This is a genomic window from Pelagerythrobacter rhizovicinus (assembly GCF_004135625.1).
Classification (GTDB): Bacteria; Pseudomonadota; Alphaproteobacteria; order Sphingomonadales; family Sphingomonadaceae; genus Pelagerythrobacter; species Pelagerythrobacter rhizovicinus.
The window spans coordinates 68,528-82,414 of record NZ_SDPV01000002.1 but is presented as its reverse complement, the minus strand read 5'-3'; the positions used below and the strand labels follow the sequence as shown (position 1 = coordinate 82,414).

The 13,887-nt window shown below is 67.4% G+C and carries 13 protein-coding genes; 4 read left to right on the top strand and 9 right to left on the bottom strand.

Annotation, left to right across the window (positions count from 1 at the left end; genetic code table 11):
- Nucleotides 1–21 precede the first annotated feature (21 nt).
- Nucleotides 22–2,328 carry an ATP-dependent helicase gene (locus tag ETX26_RS08460; RefSeq protein ID WP_129524280.1) on the bottom strand — a complete coding sequence of 769 codons (2,307 nt, stop codon included), beginning with the start codon at nt 2,326–2,328 and terminating at the stop codon, nt 22–24.
- A gap of 110 nt (nt 2,329–2,438) precedes the next feature.
- Here ETX26_RS08460 and ETX26_RS08455 point away from each other — a divergent pair, with 110 nt between their 5' ends.
- Nucleotides 2,439–3,050 carry a hypothetical protein gene (locus tag ETX26_RS08455; RefSeq protein ID WP_129524279.1) on the top strand — a complete coding sequence of 204 codons (612 nt, stop codon included), beginning with the start codon at nt 2,439–2,441 and terminating at the stop codon, nt 3,048–3,050.
- 297 nt (nt 3,051–3,347) lie between these two features.
- Entirely contained in the window at nt 3,348–3,857 is a 510-nt protein-coding gene (locus ETX26_RS08450) for a hypothetical protein (RefSeq protein WP_129524278.1), read from the top strand.
- 26 nt (nt 3,858–3,883) lie between these two features.
- On the opposite strand, the gene rsmD is transcribed toward ETX26_RS08450, so the two are convergent.
- The 3 genes from rsmD to ETX26_RS08435 all read right to left on the bottom strand — a co-directional run bounded on the left by rsmD (nt 3,884) and on the right by ETX26_RS08435 (nt 6,528).
- Nucleotides 3,884–4,429 (bottom strand): 16S rRNA (guanine(966)-N(2))-methyltransferase RsmD, encoded by a 546-nt coding sequence (gene rsmD / locus ETX26_RS08445; protein ID WP_129524277.1) that lies wholly within the window; start codon nt 4,427–4,429, stop codon nt 3,884–3,886.
- Nucleotides 4,430–4,431: 2 nt separating this feature from the next.
- Nucleotides 4,432–5,208 carry a pseudouridine synthase gene (locus ETX26_RS08440; protein WP_165271737.1) on the bottom strand — a complete coding sequence of 259 codons (777 nt, stop codon included), beginning with the start codon at nt 5,206–5,208 and terminating at the stop codon, nt 4,432–4,434.
- Between the two features lie 156 nt (nt 5,209–5,364).
- On the bottom strand, nt 5,365–6,528 hold the full coding sequence (locus ETX26_RS08435) for an aromatic ring-hydroxylating oxygenase subunit alpha (RefSeq protein WP_129524276.1): 1,164 nt from the start codon (nt 6,526–6,528) through the stop codon (nt 5,365–5,367).
- Between the two features lie 71 nt (nt 6,529–6,599).
- On the opposite strand from ETX26_RS08435, the gene ETX26_RS08430 reads away from it, so the two are divergent.
- Nucleotides 6,600–7,949 (top strand): AmpG family muropeptide MFS transporter, encoded by a 1,350-nt coding sequence (locus ETX26_RS08430; RefSeq protein WP_129524275.1) that lies wholly within the window; start codon nt 6,600–6,602, stop codon nt 7,947–7,949.
- 3 nt (nt 7,950–7,952) lie between these two features.
- Here ETX26_RS08430 and ETX26_RS08425 read toward each other — a convergent pair whose 3' ends face one another.
- From ETX26_RS08425 to trpB, 5 genes are all read right to left on the bottom strand, one after another.
- Complete coding sequence (locus ETX26_RS08425; protein WP_129524274.1) at nt 7,953–9,248, bottom strand: bifunctional folylpolyglutamate synthase/dihydrofolate synthase; 1,296 nt, start codon at nt 9,246–9,248, stop codon at nt 7,953–7,955.
- Between the two features lie 143 nt (nt 9,249–9,391).
- On the bottom strand, nt 9,392–10,240 hold the full coding sequence (gene accD, locus ETX26_RS08420) for an acetyl-CoA carboxylase, carboxyltransferase subunit beta (protein ID WP_129524273.1): 849 nt from the start codon (nt 10,238–10,240) through the stop codon (nt 9,392–9,394).
- Between the two features lie 147 nt (nt 10,241–10,387).
- Entirely contained in the window at nt 10,388–11,167 is a 780-nt protein-coding gene (trpA, locus tag ETX26_RS08415) for a tryptophan synthase subunit alpha (RefSeq protein WP_129524272.1), read from the bottom strand.
- A complete protein-coding gene (locus ETX26_RS08410; RefSeq protein WP_225425670.1) occupies nt 11,164–11,556 on the bottom strand; it encodes an endonuclease domain-containing protein in 393 nt (130 codons plus the stop codon). The genes trpA and ETX26_RS08410 overlap by 4 nt, the downstream gene beginning before the upstream one ends.
- Before the next feature lie 40 nt (nt 11,557–11,596).
- Nucleotides 11,597–12,838 (bottom strand): tryptophan synthase subunit beta, encoded by a 1,242-nt coding sequence (trpB, locus tag ETX26_RS08405; RefSeq protein WP_129524271.1) that lies wholly within the window; start codon nt 12,836–12,838, stop codon nt 11,597–11,599.
- 248 nt (nt 12,839–13,086) lie between these two features.
- Here trpB and ETX26_RS08400 point away from each other — a divergent pair, with 248 nt between their 5' ends.
- On the top strand, nt 13,087–13,674 hold the full coding sequence (locus tag ETX26_RS08400; protein ID WP_129524270.1) for a porin family protein: 588 nt from the start codon (nt 13,087–13,089) through the stop codon (nt 13,672–13,674).
- Nucleotides 13,675–13,887 lie beyond the last annotated feature (213 nt).

The following is a 13,887-nucleotide window of genomic DNA, read 5'->3' as shown; positions in this document are numbered from 1 at the left end:
GTCAACTTATGTTGACGGCCCTTACGCTGCCGTAACGAAGCTATCGATTACCCGCTTGGTCCCGGCCTGCTCGAACTCGATCTCCAGCCGGTTGCCCTCCTGGTCGGTTACCGTGCCGTAGCCGAACTTGTCGTGGAACACGCGCTGACCGATGGCAATGTCGGTCCGAGGCTTGGCGGCGAAGCTGGCGGCGCTGCGGGTGGTCTCCTTGAGGCGTTTGGGTGTCGTGTCGTAGCCGGTGGTGAGAGCGCGCTGCCAGCCGGGGCCGCGGGTCATGGTGCGCGCCGGCTGGGCACGGGCGAGGTGGGCGAAGGGGTCTTCGTGCTCGGTCATGCCCGCGCGCCAGAGCGACGCGCCGCCGGTGAGGGTCGTCTCCTCCTCGATGTGGTCTGCAGGCAGCTCGCCGATGAAGCGGCTGGGGATCGAGCTGGTCCACTGGCCGTAGATGCGCCGGTTGGCCGCGTGCAGGATCGTGCAGCGCCGCCGCGCGCGCGTGATCGCGACATAGGCGAGGCGGCGTTCCTCCTCCAGGCTGGCGAGCCCGCCTTCGTCGAGCGCGCGCTGGCTGGGAAACACCCCTTCTTCCCACCCGGGCAGGAAGACGTTGTCGAACTCCAGCCCCTTGGCGGCATGGATGGTCATGATCGTGACCTTCTCGCTCGTCTGGTCGGCCTCGTTGTCCATCACCAGGCTGACATGTTCGAGGAAGTCGCCGAGGGTCTCATACTCCTCCATCGCGCGCGCGAGTTCGGAAAGGTTCTCCAGCCGGCCGGAGGCATCGGCGGTCTTCTCCGCCTCGAGCATGGCGTTGTAGCCGGTTTCGTCCAGCACGGTGCGCAGCAACTCGGCCGGGGTGACCTTCTCGGCCTCCTCCCGCCACTTGAGAAACTGGCGCATCAGCCCGCCGATCGTGTTCGCGGCGCGCGCGGGCAGCTCGTCGCTGTCGGCGAGCTGGAGCGAGGCGGCCGCGAGCGGCAGACCGGTGCGGCGCGCGTGCTGGTGCATCTTCTCCAGCGTCTTGGCGCCGAGGCCGCGCTTGGGCTGGTTGTAGATGCGCTCGAATGCGAGGTCGTCCTGCGGCTGGGCGATCACGCGCAGGTAGGCGAGCGCGTCGCGGATCTCGGCGCGCTCGTAGAAGCGGAAGCCGCCGACGATGCGGTAGTTGAGACCGATCTGGATGAACCGGTCCTCGAACTCGCGCGTCTGGTACTGCGCGCGCACGAGAATGGCGATCTGCTCCAGAGGCGCGCCCTCGCGCTCCAGCCGCTCGATCTCCTCGCCCACGCGGCGCGCTTCCTCGGGCGCGTCCCACACGCCGATCACGCGCACCTTGTCGCCGCCGTTGACCTCGGTCCACAGCGTCTTGCCGAGGCGCTGGCTGTTGGCATCGATCAGGCCCGACGCGGCGCCGAGGATGTGCGGGGTAGAGCGATAGTTCTGCTCCAGCCGGACCACGTGGGCGCCGGGAAAGTCCTTCTCGAAGCGCAGGATGTTGGCGACCTCGGCCCCGCGCCATGAGTAGATCGACTGATCGTCGTCCCCCACCACGCAGATGTTCTTGCGCTCCTGCGCGAGCAGGCGGAGCCAGAGGTATTGGACCTGGTTGGTGTCCTGATATTCGTCGACCAGGATGTACTTGAAGCGCTGCTGATAGTGCGCGAGCACCTCCCGCTCGCGGCGAAAAATGTTCAGCATGTGCAGCAGCAGGTCGCCGAAGTCGCAGGCGTTCAGGGCCTTCAACCGGTCTTGGTAAAGGCGGTAGAACTGCTGCCCGCGGCCGTTGGCGTAGGCTTCGTTCTCGACTGCATCGAGGTCTTCGGGGTTGAGGCCGCGGTTCTTCCAGCGGTCGATCAGCCCGGCAAGCTGGCGCGCGGGCCAGCGCTTCTCGTCGAGGTCGTTCTCGACGATGAGCTGCTTGAGCAGGCGGAGCTGATCGTCGGTGTCGATGATCGTGTAGTTCGATTGCAGCCCGACCAACTCGGCATGGCGGCGCAGCATCTTGGCGCCGATCGAGTGGAAGGTGCCGAGCCAGGGCATTCCCTCGACCGCTTCGCCCAGATGATGCGCCACGCGCTCGCGCATCTCGCGCGCGGCCTTGTTGGTGAAGGTGACGCAGAGAATCTCGCTCGGCCAGGCACGCCGCGTTGCGACGAGATGTGCCAAACGCGCGGTAAGCGCCGCAGTCTTGCCCGTGCCCGCGCCGGCGAGCATCAGCACCGGCCCCTCGGTGGTCAACACCGCTTCTCGCTGAGGCGGGTTAAGCCGTTCTGCATAAACGGGAATTGCGCCTTCGGTGGCGGGATATCGGGCGGCATCTGATCGGGTCATGAGCAGGCGAACAGCTAGAGAACGCGAGGGATGCGCGCAAGGGGCCGTGCGGAACCGCCGATCCCGTGCGGCGTAGTGCCATCAATGACAAGCGGATGGAGAATGCTCCGATGCGTACCATGATCCTTGCCAGCGCCGCCGCGCTGGCGTTTGCCGTGCCCACCGCTGCGCAGGACACGGCGACGGAAGCCGATGTGCAGGCCGAGGCCGAGCCGGCGACGGGAACCTACACGATGACGGCGAGCCAGCAGACGTCCTACGATGCATGGCCCGCCGACCGGCAGGCGGCGTACGACGCCTGGTCCGGCGATCTTCAGGAATACTTCTGGACCCTGACCGACGAACAGGCGCAGGGCTGGTGGGCGCTGACCGACCAACAGCGCGCGCAGGTCTATGCCATGACTCCGCAGCAGCGAACGGCTGCCTGGGCACAGATCGCCGCGCAACTCGGCGGTGCAACGGGGGGCAGCGCTGCCGCGGATACGCCGCCGGCCGCCTCGCCCGCCTCGACCGGCAACATGCGTTTCGTCTCGAGCGAGATGGTGCAGAGCGCACCGCCGCCGAAAGAGGAGTATCCGATCTGCACCGACGGAATGACGGACGGTTGCATCAATCCGCGCGCCGCCGGGAAGAACTACGGCAATGTGCCGCTGGACTACTGGCCCGGCGAGCCGGCGAGCGAGATCGAGGGACCGCTCCCTGCCGAGCAGCCGGAGGGCTGAGCCGCACTTCGATAGTCGCCCTACAAGGGCGCGACACTGTGAAGGGTGGGGCCGCTTGTCGGCTTCACCCTTTTCTACGTAAAGCTTAGGATAGGTACTGATAAATCAGCGTATTGCGGCTCGCCCTATTTCTGACACATTTGGCGCCGAACCGTTGTATCGGCGCGATTACAATTTCTCCGCAGTCTTGCCGAGGAAAGATTAGATCCCCATTCTTATCGTAATCCTGACGGGGGACTGAGTTGTCAGGAAGAGTTCGCGTTCGTCGCTTGGGAATATTTGAAAGGAGACTTCCCAATGCGTATCCGTAACCTACTTCCCGCCGTCGCCGCCGTGGCGATCGTTTCCGGCCCGGCGCTTGCGCAGGACACCGAAATGGCCGAACCGCCGGTCGAGTCAGCGGAGCCCGCCGACACGGCGACCAGCACGGGTCTGGCGCCCGACCAGCAGTCGGCCTACGACGCCTGGCCGCCTGCCCAGCAGGCACAGTACGACGCTTGGCCTGCCGAGACCCAGACATACTTCTGGTCGTTGACGCCGGAGCGTCAGGAGCTTTTCTGGCGCATCTCCGATGGCGACAAGAGCACGCTCGCGACCCTACCGCCGGAGCAGCAGACCCAGGCCTGGGCGCAGATCGAATCGCAGGCTGCGGCCATGCCGGCTCCGACCGATCCGGCAGGTGACCCGGCCACGGCGGACCCCGCCGATCCGACGGCTGCGGACCCGACCTCGCCGGACCCGATGGCTGACCCCACGGCCACCGATCCCTCCGCCACCGATGAGCCGGAGACGGACGAGCCGATGTAATCGGCGCAGGGAGCGCAGCTCTCAGATCAGTCGGCAAGGCGAAGCAAGGTCAGTTTCGCCTTGCCGACACGTCTTTCGGCATCGACCGAAAGTCCCTTTACCGCCACCGTCTCGTCCACTCGGGTTTCGATCGCGACCCAGGTGGCTTCTCCAATCCATTCCAGCCTGAGGAGCCGGTCGAGCGCAACCGCCCCCGCGCCGGTGCCGTAGGGCGGATCGAGCAGCACCAGGCCCCGCGGCTTGTCGACCGGGCCGAGCGCCATGACCGACCCGGAGCGCACTTCGCTTCGCATACGGGCGTCGAGCGCGTCGACGTTGGTGCGGAGGGCCTTGAGCGCCGCCTCTTCCTGCTCGACGAACAGGCACTGTGCCGCGCCGCGCGAAAGCGCCTCCAGGCCGAGCGCGCCCGAGCCTGCGAACAAGTCGGCGACGGAAAGCTCCTCGAAACTGCCGAGCCGGCTGGTGAGCATCGAGAACAGCGTTTCGCGCGTGCGGTCGGCCGTGGGGCGCGTCGCTTCGCCCTTGGGTGCCACGAGCCTGCGCCCGCGCCACTCTCCGGCAATCACTCTCATGCTCACGCCCGGTGCGCTCTCTTGAGGCTCGAGCGGAATCGCTCGATCTCGTGCTTCTGGATCTCCACCACCGCGCCGCGGGGCAGCTCGCCGAGCGCGAAGGGGCCGTAGCCGACGCGGATCAGGCGACTCACCTGCAGGCCGAGGTGCTCGAGCACGCGGCGGACCTCGCGATTCTTGCCTTCGGTGATGGTCAGCTCAATCCACTGGTTCCGGCCCGTGCGCCGTTCCATGTTGGCGTCGATCCGGCCGTATCGGACGCCGTCGATAGTGAGGCCGTCGATCAGGTCCTCGAGCTGCCCCTGGGTCACGTCGCCGAACGTGCGCGCGCGGTAGGTGCGCGGGATGCCGCTGGCGGGCAGCTCCATCGCGCGCTTGAGCTCGCCGTCGTTGGTCAGCAGCAGCAGGCCTTCGGTGTTGAGGTCGAGCCGGCCGATCGGCATCACCCGCCCTGCGCCCTTGGGAAGCGCATTGCGCAGGGCGGTGTAGATGGTCGCGCGGCCCTTAGGATCGCGCTCGGCGGTGATGAGCCCCGTCGGCTTGTGGAAGGCGAACAGCCGCGTGCGCTCGGCCTTGCCGACCGGCTTGCCGTCGACGGTCACGCCGCGCAGGTCGGGGATGACCGTGGCCGGGGTGTCGAGCACGTTGCCCTCGATCGCGACGCGGCCGTCGGCGATCATCCGCTCGACCTCGCGCCGGCTGGCGACGCCCGCGCGCGCGAGCAGCTTGGCGATGCGCTCGCCGGTTCGGGCGCCCTGCGGTTTTGGAGTGTCGGCCATGCGGGGCCTCTACACCTCGCGCGGCGGGAGCGGAAGCGGGTCCTTCGAGACGGTTCAGCCCTTCGGGCTTCACCTCCTCAGGACGAACGGTTCTTGTATTTCCCCGTTCGTCCTGAGGAGAGGTGAGGACGCATGTCCGAACCTCGTCTCGAAGGATCAGTTCACCGCCCGCAACCGCTCCTCTACGGTCTCGTGGAATCGCCGGATGCCGCCTTCCAACGTGCCCAGCGTCAGCGAGGGCACTGCCCCGGTCGAAAGGCCCTGCTGTCCCAGCTCGGCCGCGCGGAAGTCCTCGCTCGCGAAGACACCGCCGTCGAGGAGGGCCCAACTCCGTTCCCAGTGGTCGCGTGCCTTGTCCGTTGCCGGATGCTCGGGGATGAGCATGAAGTCCTCGACCAGCGTGCGGTCGTGCGCCTGCGGCATCATAACCATGACGTTGACGTAGTCGGGGCTGGGAATGATCAGCGCGCCGGGGATGAGCTGGTAGGCGAACGTCACCACCCGGCGCAGCGCGGCCATGTCGGTGAGGTCCACTCCCTCCATCTCCTCCAGCCGGCCCACGGCGGAGCGGGCGTGCGGGCCGACCATGTCGCCCGAGGTCACCCCGTCCTTGAAGAACGGCCCGATCGTCTGCGCGTGGAGCCGCGTGACGTGATAGCTCTCCAGGAAGGCATCCATGATGAGCTTCCAGTTCGCCGCGACCTCATGCGTCTTGCGGCGAAACAGCACATGCTCGCCCATGCCGAGCGCATCGAAGTCCTCGCCCAGCCGCTCGGCGTCGGAGAAATCCGCCGTCTCCTCCTGGGGGCAGAACCAGATCAGGCCGCCGGTCTCGCGGCTCGGCAGCTCGATCAGGCCCATCGCGTCCTTGTCGAGCCCCGGGAACGTGTCGGGGCGGGGCAGGGCGAGCAGGCGCCCGTCCACCGAATAGGTCCAGGCGTGATAGGGGCAGACGAGCCGCTTCTGGCACAGCACCTCGCCGCCTTCGACCAGCCGCGTGCCGCGGTGGCGACAGACGTTGAGGAAAACGTGCGCCTTGCCCTCTCCGTCGCGGGTGACGAGCAGCGGCCGCCCGGTTGCGTCGTGCGGCACCGCCACGCCCGGTTCGGGCAGCAGGGCGGACGGGCACAGGATCTGCGGCATCCGCTCGTAGATCGCGGCCTTCTCGCGCGCGAAATAGCCGGGATCGGTATAGACGCTCGCCGGAACCTGGCTGACGCCCGCTTCGGCCCGGCTCTGCCCCTCGGCGATCGCGCGGGCGAGCGCGAGCATGCCCTCGGTCGGCCGCCGCGCGGGATGTTTGGTGTCGATAGCTTCCATAGCGCCTGTTCCTGGCCCTCTCCGGCAGCTAGTGTCGCAGAAAATCGGGACAGACGGAAGGACGCTAGGGAATGGCCGAATCGATCGGGACGGGCGGGGGCGAACGCCGAGGCACGTGGGAATCGATCAAGCCGTACCTGGAGAAGGAATCGCTCGCGGCGTTCTTCCTCGGCGTATCCTCGGGCTTTCCCTTCGCGCTGCTGGCGGCGACGCTGACCACCCGGCTAGCGCAGGACGGGATCGAGAAGTCGACGATCACCGCCTTCACGCTCGCCTTCCTGGTCTACAACCTCAAGTTCCTCTGGGCCTGGGTCGTCGACGGGGTGCGGCTGCCGGTGATCGGCAGGCTCGGCCAGCGCGTTTCGTGGATGATCGTGATCGGCCTGTTCGTGATGGCCGCCACTGTGAACCTCGCGCTCGCCGATCCGAGCGCCGACATCGTTTGGACCGCGACTTCCGCCGTGCTGCTGGGTGTTGCGGGCGCGAGCTTCGACATCGTGATCGACGCCTACCGGATCGAGACGCTGAAACCCTATCAACTCGGCACCGGTTCGGGGATGAGCCAGTACGGCTGGCGCATCGGCGCGGCCAGTGCCGGCGCGCTGGCGCTGGTCGTCGCGGCGCGCATGGGGTGGGAGGCCGCCTATATCGCCTGCGCCATCTTCGCGCTGCCCGCCATGCTGACCGCGCTGATCATGGGGGAGCCGGTGCGGCGCAAGGTCGTGATCGCGCGGCGCGGCGCAGCCGAGATGTGGCAGTCGATTAGCGGCCCGTTCGTCGAGTTCTTCCGCCGCAACGGCGCCTGGCTCGTCCTGCTCTTCATCCTCGTCCACAAGATCGGCGATACGCTGGCGAACTTGACTTTCCGCCTGCTGTTCGACGACCTCGGCTACAGCAACGACGAGATCGCGATCTACGACATCGGCGTCGGCTTCTGGGCGCTGATCGTCGGCGTGTTCGTCGGCGGGATTCTCTACGCCCGGCTCGGGCTCAAGCGCTCGGTGCTCATCGCGCTGATCCTGATGGCGGTTTCCAACTTCAGCTTCGCGGCGCTTGCCGCGGTGGGCCATTCGAACATCGGCATGGCGGGGGCGATCGGGTTCGAGAACTTTGCCAGCGGATATGGCGGCGTGGTGGTCGTCGCCTACTTCTCCGCGCTGTGCGACCTGCGCTTCACGGCGGCGCAGTACGCGCTGATCAGCGCGGGGGCGAGCATCGTCGGCCGGCTGCTGACCGGCACCACGGCGGGGAGCCTGATCGAGGCGTTCGGCTACGTGAACTTCTACCTGCTCACCACGCTGCTGGCGCTACCGGGCATCCTGCTGTTCTGGTGGATGATGCGCACGGGGTTGGTCGATGCGGCAATGGGAACCGCGGGCGAGGTGGGCGAGGGGGATGCTCGGGACGATCCGCCCGTTTGAGGCTCAATCCGGCCATTCGTCATTGAGCCGCAGCACCTCGCCGGCGAGGTAGAGTGAACCGGCGATCAGCACGGGGAGGTTGTCGTCAGGCAGGTCGGCGAGCGCGGCGGCCACGTCGGGCGCGCCGCGGGCGATCTCTCCGAAGGCTTCGGGCGGGTGATGGTCGTGGTCGGGCACGGGAACGGCGGTGAGGCTGGCGAGGCTCGGCGCGAGCGGGCCGACGAGCGCCATCGGGTTCTTGCCCTCGATCATTCCGATCACGAGATGCAGCCGCTGGCCGGCGAAGTGCTGCGCGAGGGTGGCCCCGGCGCTCGGGTTGTGGCCGCCGTCGAGCCAGACTTCGCGCTCGCCGGTCAACGGCCCCGACGCAAGGCGCTGGAGGCGGGCGGGCCAGCGCGCGGCGCGGATGCCCGCCGCCATCGCCTCGGGCGAAACGGACACCGCCTGCTGGTGCCGCAGCATCGCCACGGCCAGCGCCGCATTGTGCGCCTGGTGAAGGCCCGGCAGCGCAGGAAAGGGCAGCGAGAGCGTGCCGCGCGCGTCGGCGTAGGCAATGCGATCGCCAGCCGCGTCCGCGATCCATCCGCCGTCCGTTCCCTGCGCGAACCGGGGCGCGCCGATGCGGTCCGCCACACGTTCGACCGCGGTCGCCGCTTCCGGCGGGTAGCCGAAGGTCACCAGCGGCACGCCGGGTTTGGCGATACCGGCCTTCTCGAACGCGATGCGCGCGAGCGGCTCCGCCGGCACGTCGTTGTCCGGAGCAAGAAGGAAGCGTTCGTGGTCGATGCCGAGCGCCGCGATCCCGCACACGGCGGGGCGGGGGATCACGTTGGTCGCGTCGAACCGGCCGCCGAGGCCGACTTCGACCACGCAGGCATCGGCCGGCACGCGGGCGAACTCGAGGAAGCTGGCGGCGATCGTCACTTCGAAGAAGCTGGGGGCGAGGTCGCTCCCCGCGTCGAGCACTTCGGCGAGCACTTCGGCCAGGCGCGCGTCGGAGATCAACTCGCCCGCCACGCGGATGCGCTCGTTGTAGCGCACGAGGTGCGGGCTGGTCGCCGCGTGGACGCGGTGCCCCTGCGCCTCCAGCATCGCGCGCAGGAAGGCACAGGTCGAACCTTTGCCGTTGGTCCCGGCGACGTGAAACACCGGCGGCAGCGCCAGATGCGGATCGCCGAGGCGGGCCAGCAGCGCGCGGATCGTCTCCAGCCCGAGCCGCCCCTGCGGCACCGAAAGCGCCGCCAGCCGGTCGAGCTGCGCCTTGACCGCGGGGTCCGAGGAAGTGCCGAAGTCTTTCATGAATCGTCCCCGGACCGGGGAGGGGGACCGGCCGCAGGCCGGTGGAGGGGCAGGTCGTTCGGGCTCATGACATAGCTGTCCGGGTCACCTCGGGGTGCCCTCCACCCCTCGCTCCATGAGCGGTCCCCACCAGGTCCGGGGGGTTAAGCCGCCGCCCTCGGCTGCAGGTAGTCGAGCAGGCTCGCCAGCGTGGCCTTCAGGTCGTGCCGCTTGACGACCAAGTCGACCATGCCGTGCTTGTGCAGGTACTCGGCGCGCTGGAAGCCTTCGGGCAGCTTCTCGCGGATCGTGTCCTGGATCACGCGCTGGCCGGCGAAGCCGATCAGGGCGCCGGGTTCGGCGATATGCACGTCGCCGAGCATCGCGTAGCTGGCGGTGACGCCGCCCGTGGTCGGGTCGGTCAGCACGACGATGTAGGGCAGCCCGGCCTCCTTCAGGCGGCGTGTCATCACGGTCGCCTTGGGCATCTGCATCAGGCTGAGAATGCCCTCCTGCATCCGCGCGCCGCCGGCCGCGGTGACGACGACATAGGCGCACTTGCGGGTCAGCGCGCGCTCGGCGCCCTGACAGAAGGCGGTGCCCACGGCCATGCCCATACTGCCGCCCATGAAGGCGAAGTCCTGCACGCCGACCACGGCGGGCCGGCCCTCGATCGCGCCCGAGCCGACGGTGAAGGCGTCCGTGTGCGGGTTCTTCGCGCGCGCCTGCTTCAGCCGGTCGGTGTACTTCTTCGTGTCGCGGAACTTGAGCGGGTCTTCGGCGACGTCGGGCTGCGGCAGTACCTCGTAGCCCTCGTCGAGCAGCTGGCGCAGCCGCTCGTCGGCGCCGATCCGGCCGTGATGGCCGCAGCGCGGGCAGACCTTGAGGTTTTCCTCGTATTCCTTCGTGAACAGCATCTCCGAGCAGCCGGGGCACTTGACCCACAGCGTTTCCTCGGTCGTGCGCTTGGCCACGAAAGGCAGCGAATTGCGGACGCGGGTGAACCAGTTCATGGGCGGGGCCTATAGTCCTCTTGCACCAATCCTCAAAGCCTCGTCATCCCCGCGAAGGCGGGGATCCAGAAAGCTCTCAAGTCGTGTGCGGCCGACGTTATCTGGGCCCCTGCCTGCGCAGGGGCGACGAGGTGGAGGTGTTGCGTCTCAGCGCGCCGTGTGTGTGGCCTCGGCCAGCGCGGTAGTGAGCTTGCGCAGATGCTCTGGCGCGTCCCTGCCGTGCTCGCCGACGAGCTCGACGAGCGCGGAGCCGACGACCACGCCGTCCGCCACCCTGGCGATGGCAGCGGCCTGTTCGGGCGTGCGCACGCCGAAGCCGACGGCGACAGGCAGGTCGGTCGCCGCCTTGAGCCGCCCGACCGCTTCCTCGATGCTCGCCTGCGCAGCCTGCTGCTTGCCGGTGATCCCGGCGACCGAGACGTAGTAGAGGAACCCGGCCGAGCCCTCGAGCACTTGCGGCAGGCGCGCGGCGTCGGTGGTCGGGGTGGCGAGGCGGATCGGGGCGATCCCTGCGGCGCGCAGGGCGGGGCCGAGCGCGTCGTCCTCCTCCGGCGGAATATCGACGCAGATAACCCCGTCCACGCCAGCCTCGGCGGCGGCGGAGGCGAACCACTCGGGTCCGCGGCGGACCATCGGGTTGGCGTAGCCCATCAGCACCAGCGGCACTTGCGGGTGGCGCTGGCGAAACTCGCGCGCGATCCGCAGCACCTCGGCCGTGGTCGTCCCCGCGCCGAGCGAGCGGATGTTCGCCGCCTGGATCGCCGGACCATCGGCCATCGGATCGGTGAACGGCATGCCGAGCTCGATCACATCCGCGCCGCCCTCGACCACCGCGTCGAGATTGGCCGCGGTGTCGCCGTCGCCCGCGGTGATGAAGGTAACGAGCGCGGGATGCGGCTTGGCGAAAGCAGAGGAGAGGCGGGTCATATAGCCCTCTCCCCTTCAGGGGAGAGGGTTGGGAAAGGGGGCCGAAGCATTTCGTGGATTATATTCCCAAGTCGATCCAGCACGCCATCCATATTCGCCATCACATCCGAGTTCGTAAATCTGACCACGCGATACCCTTGCTCTTCCAGAAACGCAGTGCGCCGCGCGTCATAGCTAGTCTGCGCCGCATGGGTGTCGCCATCCACCTCCAGCACCAGTTTGGGTTCGTTCGCCACGAAGTCAGCGATGAAGTTCCCGATGACCTTCTGGCGGCGGAACTTGATCCCACGAAAGCGTGCCGCGCGCACTTCGAGCCACAGTCGCGTTTCCGGCTCGGTCATCTCCTTGCGCATACGCTGTGCGTGTTTGAGTGAGCCGGCGTCGCGCATTGTCCCCCTCTCCCAACCCTCTCCCCTGAAGGGGAGAGGGCTAGATGTTCACCCCCAGCTTATCCGCCACGGTGAAGATGTCCTTGTCCCCCCGGCCGGAGACGTTGACGAGAATGATCTGGTCCTTGTCGTATTCACGCGCGAGCTTAGGCAGCGCGGCCAATGCGTGGGAGCTTTCGAGGGCGGGGATGATGCCTTCGAGGCGGCAGCAGAGCTGGAAGGCCTCGAGCGCCTCGTCGTCGCCGATCGGCAGGTATTTCACCCTTCCGCTTTCGTGCAGCCAGGCGTGCTCGGGGCCGATGCCGGGGTAGTCCAGCCCCGCGCTGATCGAGTGCGCCTCGGCGATCTGGCCGTCCTCGTTCTGCAGCAGGTAGGTCTTGTTGCCGTGGAGCACGCCCGGCGCGCCGCCGGTGAGGCTGGCGGCGTGCTGGCCGCTCTCGATCCCGTGGCCCGCCGCCTCGACGCCGACCATCGCCACGTCCGGATCGTCGAGGAACGGGTGGAACAGGCCAATCGCGTTCGACCCGCCGCCGACCGCGGCAATCAGCAGGTCGGGCAGGCGGCCCGTGCGGGCGAGCATCTGCGCGCGCGCTTCCTTGCCGATCACGCTCTGGAAGTCGCGCACCAATTCGGGATAGGGGTGCGGCCCGGCCGCGGTGCCGATGATGTAGAACGTGTCGTGGACGTTGGCGACCCAGTGGCGCAGCGCCTCGTTCATCGCGTCCTTCAAGGTCGCGGCGCCGCTGTCCACCGGCACGACTTCCGCGCCGAGCAGCTTCATGCGGAACACGTTCGGCTGCTGGCGGGCGACATCGGTCGCGCCCATGAAGATCGTGCAGGGCAGGCCGAAGCGCGCGCAGACGGTGGCGGTGGCGACGCCGTGCTGGCCCGCGCCGGTCTCGGCGATGATCCTGGTCTTGCCCATGCGGATCGCGAGCAGGATCTGGCCGATGCAGTTGTTGATCTTGTGCGCGCCGGTGTGGTTCAGCTCCTCGCGCTTGAACCAGACCTGCGGGCCGCCCAGTGCCTCTGTGAGCCGCTCTGCGAAATAGAGCGGGCTGGGGCGGCCGACGTAGTGTTCAAGCAGGTCGTCGAACTGCTGCTGGAACGCCGGGTCGGCCTTGGCCGCGCGATATTCGCGCTCCAGGTCGAGCACGAGCGGCATCAGCGTCTCGGCCACGTAGCGCCCGCCATAGGCGCCGAAATGGCCGTGCGAGTCGGGCATCTGGCGAAAGCTGTTCGCTTTCGCGGGGGGCTGGTCGGAGTTGGGCGGCGGGGTCATTGCCGATGGCGATTGGCAGAGCCGCCGGGGCTTGTCCAGAATGCCGCCGTCGATTGCGCGCGGGCGCTCCGGATAGACAAGGTGTTGCACCCGGGCAACACAGCGTTTTTCTTGCAGGGTGGATACTTTTCGGCACTGGAATCCCGACTGCCAATCCCCAAATCCCGTCATGCCGCACTACAGTGTGGCATAAAAGTACCGCTAACCAACCAATAGATTCAAGTTTTACTTGAACGGAGAAAATAATAATGAATACTAAGTTCGCAGTTATCGCCTCTGCTTCTTTCCTTGCGCTTGCCGCAACTCCGGCGATGGCTGAGCCGTTTTCCGGCCCATATATCGGTATCGAAGCTGGTCTCGACAGCTACGAAGTCCAGGCCGGTGACGTCTTCGCCGATGGCGATCATTACGACGGCCTGAGCGGCAACGGCGTCGTGGGTGCCCTGTTCGCCGGCTATGACCTGCCGGTGAGCCCGAGCACCTTCGTCGGGATCGAGACCAAGGCCGCGCTGAGCGCCGCCGAGATCACTGCCGACACCGGCACGGATGCGTTTTCCGCGAGCGCGAAGGAAACCTTCGGCGCGACCGCTCGCATGGGCGCCATGCTCAACGACAACACCGGCCTCTATGCGCGCGCCGGCTGGGAGAACACCCGCTTCAAGCTCGCCGCGGACGGCGTGAGCGAAAGCGACCGTGACGATGCGCTGGTCCTGGGCGCCGGTCTGGAAACCCGGTTCGGCGATGCGACCTCGTTCCGCGTCGAGTACACCTATGCCGACTACAGCGACTTCATCAAGAACAACTCCGTTCGCGCGGGCGTTGCGTACCGGTTCTGATCGGCGGTAACCACAAGCAGAGGGGCGGCCCACCGGTCGCCCCTTTTTTGTTGCACGCCTGGTCAGTCCGGCACGACGTTGGTCGAGAACGAAACGATGTTGCTCGAACCCGGAATGTCGTTCGTCGACGGTAAATCAATGATACAGAATTGGCTCTCCAGATGATGTCAATCGAACGGACGGGATGGGCCCGCACCGGATCGTGGAGACGAG

Excerpts from the sequence above, each read along its gene's own strand:
- ETX26_RS08440 (WP_165271737.1), bottom strand. The coding sequence starts at position 5,208 with ATGGCCGACACTCCAAAACCGCAGGGCGCCCGAACCGGCGAGCGCATC.
- trpA (WP_129524272.1), bottom strand. The coding sequence starts at position 11,167 with ATGACCCGCCTCTCCTCTGCTTTCGCCAAGCCGCATCCCGCGCTCGTT.
- ETX26_RS08460 (WP_129524280.1), bottom strand. The coding sequence starts at position 2,328 with ATGACCCGATCAGATGCCGCCCGATATCCCGCCACCGAAGGCGCAATT.
- accD (WP_129524273.1), bottom strand. The coding sequence starts at position 10,240 with ATGAACTGGTTCACCCGCGTCCGCAATTCGCTGCCTTTCGTGGCCAAG.
- ETX26_RS08425 (WP_129524274.1), bottom strand. The coding sequence starts at position 9,248 with ATGAAAGACTTCGGCACTTCCTCGGACCCCGCGGTCAAGGCGCAGCTC.
- ETX26_RS08455 (WP_129524279.1), top strand. The coding sequence starts at position 2,439 with ATGCGTACCATGATCCTTGCCAGCGCCGCCGCGCTGGCGTTTGCCGTG.
- ETX26_RS08410 (WP_225425670.1), bottom strand. The coding sequence starts at position 11,556 with ATGCGCGACGCCGGCTCACTCAAACACGCACAGCGTATGCGCAAGGAG.
- trpB (WP_129524271.1), bottom strand. The coding sequence starts at position 12,838 with ATGACCCCGCCGCCCAACTCCGACCAGCCCCCCGCGAAAGCGAACAGC.
- ETX26_RS08435 (WP_129524276.1), bottom strand. The coding sequence starts at position 6,528 with ATGGAAGCTATCGACACCAAACATCCCGCGCGGCGGCCGACCGAGGGC.
- ETX26_RS08450 (WP_129524278.1), top strand. The coding sequence starts at position 3,348 with ATGCGTATCCGTAACCTACTTCCCGCCGTCGCCGCCGTGGCGATCGTT.
- ETX26_RS08430 (WP_129524275.1), top strand. The coding sequence starts at position 6,600 with ATGGCCGAATCGATCGGGACGGGCGGGGGCGAACGCCGAGGCACGTGG.
- ETX26_RS08400 (WP_129524270.1), top strand. The coding sequence starts at position 13,087 with ATGAATACTAAGTTCGCAGTTATCGCCTCTGCTTCTTTCCTTGCGCTT.
- rsmD (WP_129524277.1), bottom strand. The coding sequence starts at position 4,429 with ATGAGAGTGATTGCCGGAGAGTGGCGCGGGCGCAGGCTCGTGGCACCC.